13 protein-coding genes are annotated in these 16842 nt (G+C 64.0%); 11 read left to right on the top strand and 2 right to left on the bottom strand.

The features are described from left to right. Positions 1-9 precede the first annotated feature (9 nt). The 8 genes from E3T42_RS00905 (at position 10) to E3T42_RS00940 (ending at position 10776) form a co-directional block, all read left to right on the top strand. Entirely contained in the window at positions 10-1260 is a 1251-nt protein-coding gene (locus E3T42_RS00905) for an ROK family transcriptional regulator (protein ID WP_241975743.1), read from the top strand. Positions 1261-1424: 164 nt separating this feature from the next. Next, positions 1425-2795 carry an extracellular solute-binding protein gene (locus E3T42_RS00910; protein ID WP_134366619.1) on the top strand — a complete coding sequence of 457 codons (1371 nt, stop codon included), beginning with the start codon at positions 1425-1427 and terminating at the stop codon, positions 2793-2795. A 159-nt stretch (positions 2796-2954) separates the two neighbouring features. After that, positions 2955-3800 (top strand): carbohydrate ABC transporter permease, encoded by an 846-nt coding sequence (locus tag E3T42_RS00915; protein ID WP_134366620.1) that lies wholly within the window; start codon positions 2955-2957, stop codon positions 3798-3800. A 3-nt stretch (positions 3801-3803) separates the two neighbouring features. Beyond that, positions 3804-4688, top strand: coding sequence for a carbohydrate ABC transporter permease (locus E3T42_RS00920; protein WP_134366621.1), 885 nt, complete (start codon positions 3804-3806; stop codon positions 4686-4688). A 52-nt stretch (positions 4689-4740) separates the two neighbouring features. Further along, positions 4741-7767, top strand: a complete 3027-nt coding sequence (locus tag E3T42_RS00925) for a glycoside hydrolase family 38 C-terminal domain-containing protein (protein ID WP_134402301.1) — start codon at positions 4741-4743, stop codon at positions 7765-7767. Positions 7768-8494: 727 nt separating this feature from the next. Then, positions 8495-8731, top strand: a complete 237-nt coding sequence (locus E3T42_RS00930; protein WP_134368093.1) for a hypothetical protein — start codon at positions 8495-8497, stop codon at positions 8729-8731. A 158-nt stretch (positions 8732-8889) separates the two neighbouring features. After that, positions 8890-9411, top strand: coding sequence for an RNA polymerase sigma factor (locus tag E3T42_RS00935; RefSeq protein WP_134368092.1), 522 nt, complete (start codon positions 8890-8892; stop codon positions 9409-9411). 69 nt (positions 9412-9480) lie between these two features. After that, positions 9481-10776 (top strand): hypothetical protein, encoded by a 1296-nt coding sequence (locus E3T42_RS00940; RefSeq protein ID WP_134368091.1) that lies wholly within the window; start codon positions 9481-9483, stop codon positions 10774-10776. Positions 10777-10851: 75 nt separating this feature from the next. Here E3T42_RS00940 and E3T42_RS00945 read toward each other — a convergent pair whose 3' ends face one another. After that, positions 10852-12576 carry a formate--tetrahydrofolate ligase gene (locus E3T42_RS00945; RefSeq protein WP_198416886.1) on the bottom strand — a complete coding sequence of 575 codons (1725 nt, stop codon included), beginning with the start codon at positions 12574-12576 and terminating at the stop codon, positions 10852-10854. A 237-nt stretch (positions 12577-12813) separates the two neighbouring features. Next, positions 12814-14715, bottom strand: coding sequence for an ABC transporter ATP-binding protein (locus tag E3T42_RS00950; RefSeq protein WP_134368090.1), 1902 nt, complete (start codon positions 14713-14715; stop codon positions 12814-12816). A gap of 330 nt (positions 14716-15045) precedes the next feature. Here E3T42_RS00950 and E3T42_RS00955 point away from each other — a divergent pair, with 330 nt between their 5' ends. The 3 genes from E3T42_RS00955 to E3T42_RS00965 all read left to right on the top strand — a co-directional run bounded on the left by E3T42_RS00955 (position 15046) and on the right by E3T42_RS00965 (position 16821). Beyond that, positions 15046-15681: a hypothetical protein gene (locus E3T42_RS00955; RefSeq protein ID WP_134368089.1), complete on the top strand. Its 636-nt coding sequence runs from the start codon at positions 15046-15048 to the stop codon at positions 15679-15681. Beyond that, positions 15678-16406 carry a hypothetical protein gene (locus E3T42_RS00960; protein ID WP_134368088.1) on the top strand — a complete coding sequence of 243 codons (729 nt, stop codon included), beginning with the start codon at positions 15678-15680 and terminating at the stop codon, positions 16404-16406. Before E3T42_RS00955 ends, E3T42_RS00960 begins: the two co-directional genes overlap by 4 nt. A 205-nt stretch (positions 16407-16611) precedes the next feature. Beyond that, on the top strand, positions 16612-16821 hold the full coding sequence (locus tag E3T42_RS00965; protein ID WP_255572884.1) for a dienelactone hydrolase family protein: 210 nt from the start codon (positions 16612-16614) through the stop codon (positions 16819-16821). Positions 16822-16842: the final 21 nt, after the last annotated feature.

Raw genomic sequence — 16842 nt, forward strand, 5'->3', positions numbered from 1 at the left:
CGTCGTGACATGAGCGACCATATGGACGTCACGGCGCGTCGCGGCACTAACCTCCCAGCGATGGCCGACTTCAATCAGTCGGTTATTCTCGACGCCATCCGTCGATCCGCCACGGGCCTGAGTCGCGTCGAGCTCGTGACGGCTACCGGGCTTTCGCCCCAGACCATTTCGAACATCACCAGGCGCCTGCTTGATAGCGGGTTCATAGAGGAAGCCGGCAAGACGGGCACCGGGCCTGGGAAACCCCGCACGATGTTGCGGCTCAATCCCGGCGGGCGCTACGCGCTCGGAGTTCACGTCGATCCGACGGTCGTGACCTTCGTCATGCTCGATCTCACCGGCAGCGTCGTGAGACGGTCGAGTTTTCCGACCCCGGCGGTGATGGACCCGACCCTAATCATCGAAGAGATCGTCGCGACGCTCGAGCAGCTAATCGACGACTCAGGAGTGCCGCGGGAACGGATCGGCGGAGTGGGCATTGCGGCCCCCGGGCCGATCGACAATCTGCTGGGTACGGTGGTCGACCCGCCGCACCTGGCCGGTTGGCATCGGGTTCCGCTGCGGGACGCGCTCCAGTCGGGCGTCGGGCTTCCCTCGATCCTCGACAAGGACGTCACCGCGTCAGCGATCGCCGAGATGTGGGCGGGCGGGGAATCCGGATTGGGCAGTTTTGCCTTCTTCTACCTTGGCACTGGCATCGGGGTCGGTCTCGTGATGCACGACGAAGTGGTCCGGGGAAGCTCCGGAAACGCGGGAGAGATCGGGCACATCGTCACCGATCCAGCAGGCCCGCAGTGCTTCTGCGGGTTGCGCGGGTGCATCGCTGTGACCTGTACGCCCCAGGCGCTCGTTCAGGAAGCAGAGCGATTGGGTGTCCTTGACGCTACCTGGGTCGCCAACGACACGCGAACTGTCGATTCGAGGTTCACGGAGCTGTGTGCGGCTGCGGAGGCGGGCAACGCCACCGCGATCGAGATCGTGGAGCGATCAGCCGTTCGGATGTCGAAAGCGGTGGCTGTTATCGCCAACCTACTCGACGTCGATCGCGTGGTATTCGGCGGCCCATTCTGGGCGCGCCTTTCAGGACATTACCTCCGCAGAATCCCCGAGCTGCTCGAAGAGCTCCGCGCCACGCGAAGCATCCATCGAATCTCGGTGGCGGGATCAACGGTGGGGGAGGACGTCGGGGCGATCGGGGCAGCCTGTCTGGTACTCGATCGCGCACTCGCTCCGAATCCCCGAGCGCTCCTTCTGTCCTGAGCGAGTGCGGAACTCGGCAAGACACGCCCGGACAAACCTGGACGCTGGTTTATCTAATCGATGTACTATTACATCGAGGCACGGCAGCGAGGCATCCTCTTCTCTCCAGTGCGTCGGCACCACATTCCGCATGACCATCTGTACTTGGAGCAAAGGGGAGCACCATGAAGAAAAGAGCAGCAATCGCCTTATCGGCATTCGCGATCGGCGGACTGGTAGCACTCACCGGATGCACGGCCGGATCGACGCCATCCGAGGGTGAAGACAAAGTTCTCAAGGTCGCATACATCAAGACCGACGCTTTCACCGCTCTCGACACGCTTTTCACAACCGCCAAGGCGGACTTCGAGGCCGCGAACGAGGGCGTGACCGTCGAGTTGCAGCCCATCGCTGCAACGGATGACGACTACAAGACCAAGCTCGCCCTCTCACAGCGCTCGGCAGAGACCGCACCGGACATCTTCTACGAGGACACCAACGCGCTGCGCGCGGACGCGGATGCCGGGTACCTCCTCAACCTCGATGAGTACGTCTCCGAGTGGGAGGACTGGGATCAGTTCACCGATGCCGCCAAGGAAGCCGGCAAGGGCGATGACGGAAGCATCTACGCCGTCTCCCTCGGCACCGATACCCGCGCGGTCTGGTACAGCAAGCCTGTCTTCGAGGCGGCCGGAATCGCTCTCCCTTGGGAGCCGAAGAGCTGGGACGACGTCATGGAGGCCGCGCGCAAGATCAAGGCGAGCAGCCCTGATGTCGTGCCGTTCAACTTCTACGCTGGGACAGGAACCGGCGAGGGCTCGAACATGCAGGGTTTCTACCAACTCCTCTACGGCACCGAACTTGGGGGAGATTCGCTCTACGACTCCAAGACATCGAAGTGGGTCACTGGCTCGCAGGGGTTCGTTGACTCGTTGGCCTTCGTCGACGAGCTCTACTCCGAGGAACTCGCTCTGACTCCGGCGCAGGCGCTCGATCCCAACATCTGGAAGAGCATCTTCGGGGAGATGTTCCCGAACGCGACTCTTGGTGCAACGATCGAGGGCTCCTACACGCCGTCGTTCTGGCAGACCGGTGGCTCATACGAGTGGCCCGAGTACGTCGACGACATGGGCGCAACGGTGTTCCCGACCCAGAGCGGCCAGAAGCCGGGCGGCGTCAGCATGTCAGGCGGCTGGACCCTCGCAGTCGGAGCCAAAACGGCCGACCCACAGCTGGCCTTCGACTTCATGGCGATGGCGCTGAGCAAGGACAACGCGCTCGCTTATGACAACGAGAACTCGCAGATTGCCGTTCGCAAGGATGTCGCCGCTGACGCGAGCTACATTGCCGCCAACCCCTTCGTCCAGACCGTCACCGACATCGTTGCGGTGACGAACTTCCGTCCGGCGACGGCCGACTACAACCAGATCTCGGCTGAGGTCCAGAAGGCCAACGAGGCAGTCATCACCGACAAGGCAACTCCCGAGGAAGCCGCCGCAGCCTACGACAAGGCAATCGAAGCGATCGTCGGTGCCGAGGGCGTCATCCAGAAGTAGCAGTACCGAGATACCCAGGTGCGCGCCTTCAGATAAAACGGGAACAGGAACACAGTGACTGCAGAAGTGCTCGCACCGCAGGACACGCACGTGCGGCGGCCGGAACCGAATTCGGGTTCCCGCCGCCGCCGGGTGCGCGGAATCGTCAAGGCTGTGCGGATGATCCCGCTCGTGCCCGCGATTCTCATCATGATCACGTTTCTCGCCGGGCCGATCATCTGGTCGATCTATGGGTCGTTCACGAACGCGTCGCTCACCGGGGTAAACGCGAGCAACCCCCAGTGGATCGGCTTCGAGAACTACGTCAAGCTCGTCAACGATCCCGTTTTTCCCCTTTCGCTCTGGCTGACCGCGATCTTCACGTTCGGCTCCGCTGTGATCTCGCAGAACATCCTTGGACTTGGTCTCGCCCTTCTCATGCAGAAGGCAAATAAGAAGGTCGCCGCTTCCGTCGGCACGATCATCGTCGCCGCGTGGATCCTGCCCGAGATCGTCGCCGCTTTCGTCTGTTACGCCTACTTCAGCGTCGATGGCACTCTCAACCAGATTCTGGCGAACCTCGGTATGACCGGCCCCAACTGGCTGTATAGCTTCCCCATGTTCGCGATCATCCTGGCGAATTTGTGGCGTGGCACGGCGTTCTCGATGATGGTTTACCAGGCCGCGCTCAACGACGTGCCGCCGGAGATCACCGAGGCGGCAATGATCGACGGAGCCGGCGGCCCCAAGCGCCTTTTCCTCGTGACCATTCCCATGATCAAGAACACCATCGTGACGAACACGATGCTTATCAGCTTGCTCACACTGTCGGTCTTCACCCTCATCTACGTGATGACAGCGGGAGGGCCCGGCAACGACAGCACAACGTTGCCGATCCTCGCTTACAAAGAGGCTTTCCGATTCAGCAACATCGGCTACGGCACAGCCATCGCCACCGTCATGCTCATCATCGGCGCGATCTTCTCCGTCGTCTACATTCGGGCACTTCGTCCACAGAAGGATTAGCCGATGTCAGTCATTGCCGCACCACCGCAGGCCCCGAAGTCTGATCGGCCCGTCTCGGTGGCGTCCCCCAAGAAGAGCGTGATCGGGTTCCTCGCCAATGCTGTTCTCGTCGTGATCGGCGCCTGTTTTCTTCTTCCCCTGTGCTGGCTCATCTTCGCGTCGGTCGACAACAAAGCCACCTACCAGACCAAGTTTCCCGAAGAGTTCTCGCTGGACAACTTCACGGCGGTCCTCACGCCCGAACTCACGTTCCTTCCGCTGTGGAATAGCCTTGTCATCTCCGTCGGTACGGCAGGAATTACGATCGTCGCCGCATTGCTCGCGGCATATCCGCTGTCTCGATATCAGGCGAGATTCAACAAGCCGTTTATGTACGGGGTGCTGTTCGCGACCGGGCTACCCATTACGGCAATCATGGTGCCGGTCTACAGCCTTTTCGTTCAGTTCAATCTGCTGGACTCGATCCCGGGCACGATCCTCTTTATGGCCGCTTCGTCTCTGCCCATCGCGATCTTCATGACCAAGAACTTCATGGATTCGGTGCCGATCACCCTCGAGGAAGCAGCCTGGATCGACGGCGCTTCAGCGATGGGAGCCCTGCGCCTGATCGTGGTTCCCTTGATGAGACCGGGCATCGCCGTGGTCGGGATCTTCGTCTTCTTTCAGGCGTGGGGCAACTTCTTCGTGCCGTTCATCCTGCTCCTCTCGCCAAGCAAGCAACCCGCCGCGATCAGCATCTACAGTTTCTTCGGCCAGTACGGCGCAATCGCCTACGGACAGCTCGCAGCGTTCTCACTCGTCTACGCGGTGCCCGCCATCGTTCTGTATGTTCTCGTGTCCCGCGGCATCGGCGGCTCATTCGCCCTCGCGGGCGCCGTCAAGGGTTAACTCACCATCACGCCTCGCCGCGGCGAGCACCATCGCGGGCTAAGGAGCCATCATGCATGACAATCGAGTCCTCCTCGAAGCGCGAATCGAGCGCGTCATCCGGGAGCGGATCAAGCCGGCCGTCTATCGTCGCACCGCACCGCTCGCAATCGCTTCGTGGACCGTCGACGACGAGCCGGTGCCGTTCGACGTGGCCGTTGGGCAAAGCTACGAGCACTTCACCGTCGGTGGCGCGTGGGGCAAACCCTGGGGCACTGTCTGGTTCCACCTCACAGGAGGGGTGCCGGCCGAATGGGCAGAGGATGGCACCCGGGCCGAGGTCGTCGTCGACCTCGGGTTCTCCGCCACGCTCCCAGGTTTCCAGGCCGAGGGCACCGCCTATACGGGTGACGGTGTGATCATCAAGGCGATCGAACCGCTCAACAGCTACATCCCCGCGGGAGACGCGGGGGATCCCGTCGACATTTACCTCGAGGCGGCCGCGAATCCAAATATCGCCGGTATCTTCACCTTCGGCGTTACCGAGCTCGGCGACAAGGCCACAGCGGGGGACTCGACCAGTTACGTTCTGCGTCGGCTCGAACTCGGGCAACTCGATGTCGCCGTATGGGAGCTCCTGCAGGACACCTGGACCCTCGTCGGCCTGATGAACGAGCTTCCGCAGAGTCTTCCGCGGCGGGCCGACATCCTGCAGGCGCTCGGCAGGATGGCCGACGCTCTCGACCCGGACAACGTTGCGGGCACGGCGGCGGTCGCCCGTGCGACACTCGTCAACGTTCTTGCTAGCCCGGCCTATGCGAGTGCCCACAGCCTTGCCGCCGTTGGTCACGCCCACATCGACTCCGCCTGGCTCTGGCCGGTGCGCGAGACCGTGCGCAAGGTCGCGCGAACCTTCTCGAACGTTCTGGCGCTAATGGAGGAGGACCCGGAGTTCACGTTCGCTGCCTCCTCGGCGCAGCAGTACGCGTGGCTGCAGGCTTACTATCCAGAACTGTTCGAGCGGGTGAAGAAGCAGGTGGCGGCGGGCCGATTCATTCCGGTCGGTGGGATGTGGGTCGAGTCCGACACGAATATGCCCGGCGGGGAAGCCCTCGCCCGGCAATTCGTCGCCGGCAAGAAATTCTTCATGGAGGAGCTCGGAGTCGAGCCGCTCGAGGTGTGGCTTCCGGATTCGTTCGGTTACACCGCATCGCTGCCGCAGATCGTGGCCGCGGCTGGATCTCGTTGGCTTCTCACGCAGAAGATGTCGTGGAACGAGACCAATCGGATGCCGCATCACACCTTCTGGTGGGAGGGGATCGACGGCACGCGGATCTTCACTCATTTCCCCCCGGTCGACACCTACAGCGCGGGAATCTCCGGCAAAGAACTCGCCAGGGCAGAGCAGCAGTATGCCGAAAAGGGGTTCGGCACGACCTCTCTCCTTCCGTTTGGATGGGGGGATGGCGGTGGAGGCCCCACCCGTGAGATGCTCGCCGCTGCGGCGCGCACGCGTGACCTCGAGGGGTCTCCTCGCGTCACGATGACGACGCCGGAGCAGTTCTTCCAGGCCGCGCACAGCGAATACGTGGAGGCTCCGGTCTGGTCGGGGGAGATGTACCTCGAATTCCATCGCGGTACCTACACCTCCCAGGCCAAGACGAAGCGCGGCAATCGCCGCAGCGAACACCTGCTTCGAGAGGCAGAGCTCTGGGCCACCGCCGCGACAGTCCTTCGAGGTCTGGAGTACCCGTATGACGCCCTCGAAAGCGTATGGCAGACGGTGCTCCTTCAGCAGTTCCACGACATCCTCCCCGGCACGTCGATCGCTTGGGTGCATCAGGAGGCCGAACGCAACTACGCGGCAGTCGCCGTGACCTTGGGTGAGCAGATCACGCGATCTCTCGAGGTCCTGGCCGGCAGCGGCAGCCATCCGCTCACCTTCAACGCCGGGCCGAACTCACGCGACGGTGTCCCGGGCCTCGCCGCAGCAGTCGCGGTGAGGAGGGGAGCAGCCAAGGTCACCGAAAGCGGCGCTGGTTTAGTCCTCGCCAATGACCGGGTGCGTGTCATCATCGACGATCGGGGACTGATCGTGTCGATGCGCGACCTCGTTGCCGACCGTGAAGTCATCCCAGTCGGAGAGGCCGCCAACCTGCTGCAGCTGTTCCGGGACACCCCGATCCAGTGGGACGCCTGGGACATCGACGAGACCTACAAGAACGTCGGTCAGGACCTGACCGAGGCTTCCAGCGTCGGTGTCACTGACGACGGGTTCGGGGTCCGGGTCGAGCGATCCTTCGGCTCCTCATCCGTGGTCCAGACCCTCCGACTCAACGGCGCGACCGGTGCCCTCGATATCCACACGGCGATCGAGTGGCACGAGTCTCAGAAACTCCTGAAGCTTGCCTTCCCCCTGGCTGTCCACGCCGATCGCGCGGCATCCGAAATGCAGTTCGGACATGTCTACCGGCCGACCCACGCGAACACCTCTTGGGACTCCGCCCGGTTCGAGACCGTTGCCCATCGCTGGGTGCACGTGGGCGAGCCGGGGTACGGTGTCGCCGTCGCCAACGACGCCAGCTATGGGCATGACATCCGACGCGCCGCACTGCCCGATGGCGGCACGAGCACCGTCGTACGCGTCTCCCTCCTGCGTGCGCCCCTCTTTCCCGACCCGGCCTCGGATCAGGGCCAGCAGGAATTCGTCGTCTCACTGCGCGTCGGTGCTGAGATCGCGGATGCCGTCGACGAGGGTTATCGAGTGAACCTGCCCTTGCGCGAGGTCAAGGGAGCCGGCCCGGTGGCGCCCCTGGTCGTCGTGACCAATCCGGCGATCGTCGTCGAGGCTGTCAAGCTCGCGGAGGACCGGTCTGGCGACGTGATCGTGCGGCTCTACGAGTCATTGGGCGCGCGTGCGCGCGGTAACCTGGCCCCGGGATTCGGCTGGTCGGACGTCACGGAGACCGACCTGCTTGAGCGGGAGACCGATCCAAGCGCCGTGATCGGGCGTTCAGACCGGACCATCTCGCTCTCGCTCCGCCCGTTCCAGCTCGTCACGCTGCGCCTTCGCCGCACCACGACAGACAATCTCGAATGATGACACCTAGGTTGACGAGACTGTCGGCAGCGAGGGAGTCGGCACCACGCTAATCAGCGACGCCTCGATCGCTTCAGATCTCGTTGATTCCCTCGCCATGGGCGAATTCAGAGACACGTCGCGCGCGAGTGAACGCAAAAGGGCGGGCCGCAGCAATCACCTCCGTGAAGCTTGACGAGACGCTCAAGAACGTGCCGGGACCATCTGCGTCCCCTCGTCGTAGGCAAGCAACCAACGGGTTACATCTCGGAGATTCATAATCTTGTGCCAGCCTGCGGCAAATGCAATCAGAGCAAGGACAATAAGCCATGGCGAACATGGATGTTCAGCTCGGCACGACTGTCACCCGAGACCCGTGGTATCGCTGGCCTAGAGGAGAGGGCGAATCTCCTCGCAAACTATGAAGCTTGGGAGACATCTACTCTTATTGACTTTGCGTCTGTCGTCGGCGATCAACTGTGGGACGAACACTGGCGCAACCATGCGGCCATCCTTCAAGCGATGAGGGAAGCCGAGACCACAGTCGAGCTGATTCGATTGCGAGTCGCTGCGTCACGCGCGGGTGAGCGAACTCCCACGCTGTTTCCGGGGACGTAATCCTTCGGAAGGGCACCGGGAGTGATTCTGAAGTCCTTCTTGGTCGGCTTGAAGGAGACTTCTCGTTTCCATATCTGGACTAAATCGCCGCGCCTCTTGCCGATCGATAGCGAAGACGGAGGAGCGCATGGTGACGGGCGTGCTGGAGGAAAAGAATGAGGGCTGCGGAGGAAACAGAGTTCCGCAGTCACCGACGATCCGCGCCCTGCTGGCTTTCGCAAACAACCCACCAAAGGGGGCGTTCGCGAAACTCTTCACGAAACGGTCCGGTCGAAACAAAAAGAAATCGCTCCTGAGGCTTCTCAGGAGCGATTTCTGGTTTAAAGAGTTCTCGCGTCCGGTTTCGGTCGCAATTCTTGAATTGTGAGCGGGATTTTTGCGGGGGTTGAAGTTCGTCAGCAGGATGGTGACGCGACCTCCGAAAATTCGGGGCGCTGCGTGCAAGACTTACGGCGGAAGCGACATATTCAGTATGTGAGGATCGCCAACACCCCAGCCACCGCCGACATGAGCGAGGGAGCGGCGATGCCTGAGAGCGCGGGCCCGGCCGAGACGGCGGCCGATGTCGACTGGTTCACCGTGATCGTCCGGGAGCACTCGACTGCGCTCGTGCGCTACTTCGCCCGCCGCGGACCGCGTCAGGATGCCGAGGATCTGGCCGCTGAGGTCTTCGCGACAGCTTGGCGACGGCGCAATGACCTGCCACGGGAGGCGGTGCTGCCGTGGCTGTATCGCACGGCGGGATTCACCCTCGCGAATTCGCGCAGGAAGCACATCGATCTTCCCGTCGACGCGGTGCCCGAGTCGGGTGCGGTTCGAATCGACGGCGATCCGGAATTGAACCTCCTATTCGATGCGGAACTCCGCGGTGCGCTTGCAAGCGTGGGGGAGCGAGACCGGCAGATCCTTCTCCTGCACGCGTGGGAAGGTCTCGACGGGGCCGAGCTCGCCGGCGTGCTCGGTATCTCCCGATCCGGGGCGGACGCCGCGCTGTCGCGCGCGCGTAAGCGATTGCGAGAAGCCTGGGGCGAGCGGATGTCGTTCTAGGGCTTCTGCAAGATTCGGCACGCCCCGCACATATAACAGGTGAACCGAAAATTCCGGAGGCTGATCGATATGAACGACGACGACAAACAACGAGACCTGGTTGCCCGGCTGCGTGCCGCCGACCCAGCGGGGGATGTCGAGGCGCGTGCCGGGTTCGCCGACGAGGTCGTCGCTCGGATGACCGGTTCTGAGGCTGAACCGATGGCCGGATCGGCACCCGCGGCCGACCTGGCCCAGGCACGAGCAAGCCGACGGCCACGCTGGCTCCCGTTCGTCGCGGTCGCGGCGTCGATTGCGATCGTGGGTGGCGCGGGATACGGGATCGGAGCGACCATAGGCGGGCCAATGAGCCTCGCCGACGGCGCTGCACCGCCCATCACTCTGCAGTCCAACGGGGGCCCCGAAAGCGTTACGCAAGGCGGAATAGAGCCAGCCGTGGGCTCTGGCGCCGCTACCGACCAGAAGATGTCTCCCTTGACCTACCCCTACGGATCCGGCCGGAACGCCTTCAGCGCGTCCAGTCTTGGCACCCAGACGGGCACAGCTCAGTCCTACGCCTACGACCCCCGTTCGGCATCCAGCTCAGACAAGGTCACCGCGCTCGCCGCGGCGCTCGGCATCGGGTTACCAGTCGAACTGCGAGACGGCCGCTGGGTCGCCGGCCCGCAGGACGGCAGCGCCCCGAGCCTGTCAGTGAGTCTCGACGGCATGCTGTCCTTCTACTTCCAGAACCCGGAGGTGAACCCGTGGCAGTGCGAGGGTGATCAGGTCTGCGAGCCGACCAGCGAGCCGCCCAGCGAAGACGCTGCGATCGGAGCACTTCGCGCGCTCCTCGTCGCCGCCGGCCGGGACCCCGCCACGTTCGAATTTACCTCTCAGGTGTGGGAAGGCTCTCCCACGCGAGCCGCCGAGGCAAAACCGGTCATCGACGGGCAGCAGCTCGACCAAGGTTGGTCATTGGAGATGGCAGAAGATGGTGTCGTCTCCGCCAACGGTGCCCTCGCCGACGTCGTTGCTCTGGGGATGTACCCGGTGGTAAGTGAGCAAGAGGGCTTCGAACGACTCTCAGACCCGCGGTTCAGCGGAGCACCGACGGTTCTGCCGATGGCCCTCCGTGATCAGGCGTTGACGACCGAGGAGTGGGTGGCGCCGATGGAGCCACCCGCGACACCAGTCGCCGGTACCTCGGTCTCATGGCCCGTGAACAAGGTTGAGATCGTCAGCGCACAGCTCGGTCTCGCCAGCCAGTGGCAGCCGGACGGGAGCGTCCTGGTGGTCCCCGCGTACGCGTTCACGGATGCCGAGGGCGGCACCTGGTCGGTTCTCGCCGTCGAGGAATCGATGCTCGACTTCCGGGCTTTTTAGACCATCGTTCACTGCCGGTTCGTGGGCGGGGAAGGCTTCATCGAGAAGCCCGACGTGCCCGGCCGGGTCCGCCGATCAGGACAACCCGACGATCTCGCCGTTGTCGTCGATGTCGATGCGTTCGGCTGCCGGTGCGGACGAGAGACCAGGCATGGTGCGCATGTCGCCGCAGATGGGATAGATGAACCCGGCCCCGATCGACGCACGCACCTCACGCACCGGCAGTCGCCACCCGGTGGGTGCTCCCTTGATTTTGGGGTCGGCCGACAGGGACAGGTGTGTCTTGGCGATGCACACCGGCAGGCTGCCGAAGCCTGCCCGCTCGTACTTGTCGAGTTGCCGAGCTGCCAGAGGCGAGAGGTCCAAGCCGTCGGCGCCGTACATCTCGCGCGCGATCACATCGATCTTGTCGACCAAGGGAAGTTCGTCGGGATAGAGCCGGTGGAAGCTCGACGGTTCAGCGCAGGCCTCCGCAACCGCCTCGGCCAGCTCGACCGCACCCCTGCCGCCTTCGGTGAAGTGGTAGCTGATCGCCGCGCGCACACCTTCCTCTGCCGCGACGTCCATGATCGCTTGATGCTCACTGTCGTAGTCGGTGGGAAATGCGTTCACCGCAATGACCGGCGTCACTCCGTGCCGTCGGATGTTGGCGATCTGCCGGCGCAGGTTCGCTGCCCCGGCGATGACGTCGTCGGGATTCTCGGCGAGCATCTCCGGTGGCAGCGGTCGGCCGGCGACGACCCGGTACTTGTTTGAGTGAGTTTTCAGATCACGCACGGTCGCGACGATGACGGCGGCATCCGGCGCCAGCCCGGAGGCACGGCACTTGATATTGAAGAACTTTTCCGCGCCGATGTCTGCACCGAACCCCGCCTCGGTGATGAGGTAGTCGCCGGCATGGATGCCGATCAGATCGGCGACGACCGAGGAGTTACCGGTGGCGATGTTCCCGAACGGACCGCTGTGGACGAGCACTGGCGTCTGCTCCACGGTCTGCATCAGGTTCGGCTTGATGGCGTCCTTGAGTATCGCGGTCATGGCGCCGGCCGCCTTGAGCATCTCGGCGGTCACCGGTTCGCCGCCGCGGTTGTAGCCGACGACGATTCTTCCCATCCGTTCACGGAGATCCCGCAACGACGTGCACAGCGACAACAACGCCATCACCTCGCTGGCTGCGGTGATGTCGAAACCGGATTGGAACGGATTGCCGTCGTCAGGACCGCCGAGCCCGGTGATGATGGTGCGCAGCTCGCGATCGTTGACGTCGAGGACACGTCGCCAGGTGATCTCATGGGGGTCGAACCCGAGACGGTTTCCCTTGTGGATGTGGTTGCCGATCATCGCCGACAATAGATTGTGGGCCGCGGTAACGGCGTGCGTGTCGCCGGTCAGGTGCAGGTTCAGTGCCTCCATCGGGACCACCTGAGCGTAGCCGCCACCAGCGGCTCCGCCCTTGATGCCGAACGTCGGCCCCATCGACGGCTGCCGTATCGCGACGATCCCGAGCTTGTCGATGTGCCGGAAGCCCTGACCGAGCCCGACCGCGGTGGTCGTCTTGCCCGACCCGAGTGGAGTCGGCGTGATTGCGGTGACGACGACATACTTGGCCCGTGGACGGTCACGGAGCTCATCGATCGCATCGAGGGAGATCTTCGACGCCGCACTTCCGTGCGGTTCCAGCAGGTGTGGACCGATGCCCATGTCGGCTGCAACCTCTTCAAGCGGGCGACGGGCCGCAGCGCGCGAGATAGCGAGATCCGACGGCATCGCCGTGGTGATTGATCGAGATGGCTTGAACATGGTGCCTCCTCAGCGCCTCAGCGCCTCTGGGTCCTGGTGACCCAAGCGTACTGTCAGGCCACGGGATCGTGCCGGCGTGGCGTGGAGCAGTTCGAATGGGGCGTGCGGTACTGCCCCGGGTCCAGTTGACTCGTTGGAGCTCGTCAGAGTCAATCAAGTCGTCATCAGTCCCCATCAAACGAAACGTGATGAGACGACTTTCCGAGACGCTCGGGGCAGGGGCACCGAGCTCAGCGACTAGGTCCGGCTCAGCGCTTCCTCATCGGCCGCATCATTCTTCTGCACGGCGAATTGGGTCCGGTGCAATTCCTCGTACCGCCCACCCACAGCCAGCAGTTCCTCGTGCGTACCGCGCTCCACGATCGAGCCGTCCTCAACCACGAGGATCAGGTCCGCGCTGCGGATGGTGGAGAGGCGGTGTGCGATCACCATCGCCGTCCGTCCCTCGAGCGCCTCGCTGAGCGCCGCCTGCACGGCGGCCTCAGACGTCGAGTCCAGCGCCGCCGTCGCCTCGTCGAGGATGACGACGCGCGGCTGGGCGAGCAGGAGCCTCGCGATGGTCATCCGCTGGCGCTCACCCCCGGACAGCCGGTAGCCACGCTCTCCGACCATGGTGTCCAGCTGGTCCGGCAGGGACCGGATGAGCGGCTCGAGCCGCGCACGGCGGACGGCGTCCCACACCTCGTCGTCGGACGCCTCCGGCCTCGCGAGGCGCAGATTGGAGAGGATGGTCTCGTGGAACAGGTGGCCGTCTTGCGTCACCATGCCCAGGCTGTGCCGCATGGAGACGAAAGTGACATCGCGGACATCCGTCCCCGCGAGGCGCACGGCGCCGCTGTCGACGTCATACAGGCGCGAGAGGAGCTGCGCAATTGTGGACTTGCCGGCACCGGACGTACCAACGAGGGCAACGGTCTGCCCCGGCTCAATCCTGAAGGACACGCCGTGCAGCACCTCCTCGCCGCCGCGGGTGTCTAGCGTGGCAACCTCCTCGAGAGAGGCGAGGGACACTTTGTCCGCGGACGGGTAGGCGAAGCGGACGTTGTCGAACTCGACGGCCACTGGGCCTTCGGGGACGGCGACGGCGTCGGGCTTCTCCTTGATGAGCGGGTCGAGGTCCAGCACCTCGAAGACGCGCTCGAAGCTGACCACCGCGCTCATGATCTCCACCCGTGCGTTTGCGAGGCTGGTGAGCGGCGCGTAGAGGCGGGTGAGGAGGAGCGCCAGGGTGACCACGTCACCGGTATTCAGCTGGCCGGCGAGTGCGAGGGAGCCGCCGAGCCCGTACACGAGGGCGAGGGCGAGTGCGGAGACGAGCATCAGTGCGGTGAAGAAGACGAACTGCAGCATCGCGGTCCGGACCCCGATGTCGCGGACGCGGGCGGCGCGGACGCGGAACTCCTCGGCCTCCTCGTCGGGCCGGCCGAACAGCTTGACGAGGGTGGCGCCGGGCGCGGAGAAGCGCTCGGTCATCTGCGTGCTCATGGCGGAATTGTGATCGGCGGCCTCGCGGCGCAGCGCGGCGAGGCGGCTGCCCATGCGGCGCGCGGGTACCAGGAAGATGGGGAGCATGATCATGGCGAGAACCGTCACGAGCCAGGACGTGCTGAGCATGACGATCAGGGTGAGCGTCAGCGCCACGAGGTTCGTGACCACGCCGGACAGCGTGCCGCTGAAGGCCTGCTGGGCGCCGATCACATCGTTGTTGAGGCGGCTCACGAGGGCGCCCGTCCGCGTGCGGGTGAAGAACGCGATCGGCATCTTCTGCACGTGGTTGAAGACGGAGGTGCGGAGGTCCAAAATCACGCCCTCGCCGATCCGCGCCGAGTACCAGCGCGTCACGAGTGACACGGCGGCGTCGGCCACGGCCACGAGGGCGATGACGACGGCGAGCCAAACGATCGTGGTGACCTCGCCCTGGGCGACGATGACGTCGACCACCTGGCCGGCGAGTACCGGCGTCGCGACCGCGAGGAAAGCTCCCACGATGGAGAGGGCGATGAAGATCAGCAGCTTGGACCGGTAGGGCACCGCGAACGTCATGATCCGCCGCACGGACTCACGGGAGAAGCCGTGCTTGCCGTCCCTGGCGGTCGAGATCTTGTGCAGCGAGCTCCAGGCCGCGCCTTCCATGCTCATTGAGGTTCCTTCCGTGGGCAAACGACCAGTTTAGTTGGCGAGTTGCCCGAGCTTTGCGACGCGGCTGCCGAGGTGACGCGCGGTGCGCCGGTCAGGACCGCGTCGGGTCCGCGGTCATTCCACGACTGTGCGCCGGCTCCCTCCGTCATGACCCAGAAACCTCGTGTGACAGGACTGCACAGGGGCTTGGCGGACCAGGGCGCGACGGAGGTGGTCGCGCTGCGGGGCCGGGAGTTGGGCCGTCCCTCATCTGGACGAGCCTGACACATTCATTGGTGCTGTCGCTTGTCACAAGGGTTTCAGCGGTTGTACCCTTGTGACATGTTGAGTGTGAAAGAGTACGCCGCCCGCCAGGACATCTCTGTCGCGCGCGTGCACCAGCTGATCCGCGAGGGCAAGGTCGATGCCGAGAAGATCGGCTCAAGCTGGGGAATCGACGAGTCGGAGCTCCGTCGGCAGCCTCCGCTCTCCCGCCCGCTGAGCCCGGCCAACTCATGGTCGCTCATCGCTCTGCTGTCGGGCGTCGAACCCGAGAACATGGAGGCGAAGGCTCGCTGGCTCCTGAATCGCAAGTGCGCTGCCCTCGCAGAAAGCAATGCGCCGGCCCTCCTCCTTGCCAGCTGGCTCCGGAATCGCGCACCGGTCCGTGCCTTGCACGCGAACGCCGATGATCTCGGTGACCTCCGTAGCGACAAGCGAATAGTCCTCTCCGGAATCAGTGACGACCGCGCGGGGCTCAGCAGCGAACATGAGGTTGAAGCGTATGTTGACCCCGAGATCGCCCAGCAGCTCATCAACGAGTACCTGTTGGTGAAGGCGAAGAACGCGAATGTCTGGCTCCACCTGGCTCGCGTCCAAGCTGACGCCGACGGGCGAGGGCCGCTGGGCCTTGTCCTCGCTGACCTCGCCGACCACGCCGGGCCACGCGAAAGCCAGCGGATCAAGGAACTGCTGAGCAACCGATGACCGTCATCGACATGCCGGTACTCGGTCCGAGGTCCTCGCTGGCTTGGCACGCCCTTTTCGACCTATCCGAGAAGGTGCCGAATAACTGGTGCCTGGTTGGCGGCCAGATGGTGCACCTCTGGTGCGTCGAACGCGACACCACGCCGAACCGGCCGACCGACGACGCGGATGCTGTCCTGGATGTGCGCGCGCAGCCGACCATCCTCCATCAGGTCACCAAGGCCCTCGTTGACATCGGCTTCGAGTCCGCCGGTGAAAGCCCAGAAGGCCATCAGCACCGGTGGACCCGTGGCGATGCCACCATCGACGTCCTCATCGCCGAGCACGTCGGTGAGAAGGCCGCAGCACGACGAGGAGTCACAGGCGGCACCACCCTGGAAGCCCGAGGATCCAACCAAGCAATCGACCGAGCCGAGCTGGTCACCGTCAACCATGACGGGCGCCAGGCCCAGATCTGGCGGCCGAACCTGCTCGGAGCACTCGTCCTCAAAGCTGCCGCATTCACCGTGCCGCTTGACCAGGGCGTCAAACGGCATCTCATAGACTTCGCCGTCCTCAGCACCCTGGTCACCCGTGGAGACCAGCTGGCCGTGCAGATGAGCAAGCGGGACCGCCAGCTGCTCGGTAACGCGATCGGGGCCATCCGAATGGATGGGACAATCGTCCCCGCCATCGACGGGGCTGACCTTGGAATCGAACGGCTGACCATCGCGCTGAACGCGTAGCATGGCCGCCGGTGGCCGGATGGCCGGCTCAGTCCTTGCTCAAGTGTCTCGCCCCGGGTTTTGTGGAGGCTTGGGTAGGTCCTTTCCATCACGGTGATGGTGGGCGTTTGTGAGTAGTAGTTGCTCTCGGCTGCGATGGGTGGGAGGTAGCTGCGTCCCAGTCTCGGAGTTCGGCTCCGCCTGGCCCGACGGCGTGCCGGTACAAGTGCACGGCATGAACGCCGATCCGATCTTCGTCGGCGAGGGCGATATCAACGCAGCACGGGTGCTCGTGGAGTCGACTGGTTCCGCTGAGCTTTTCCTCTATCCCGGCGACAAACACTATTTCGCCGACAGCTCGTTGCCGTCGTACGACGCGGCCGCGGCCGCGCTGCTACTGCACCGCACGCTGACGTTTCTCCGATCCGTCGGATGAGCGTGGAATCGAAATCGCGGC

It is taken from the genome of Cryobacterium sp. TMT4-10 (assembly GCF_004403275.1).
Taxonomy (GTDB): domain Bacteria; phylum Actinomycetota; class Actinomycetes; order Actinomycetales; family Microbacteriaceae; genus Cryobacterium; species Cryobacterium shii.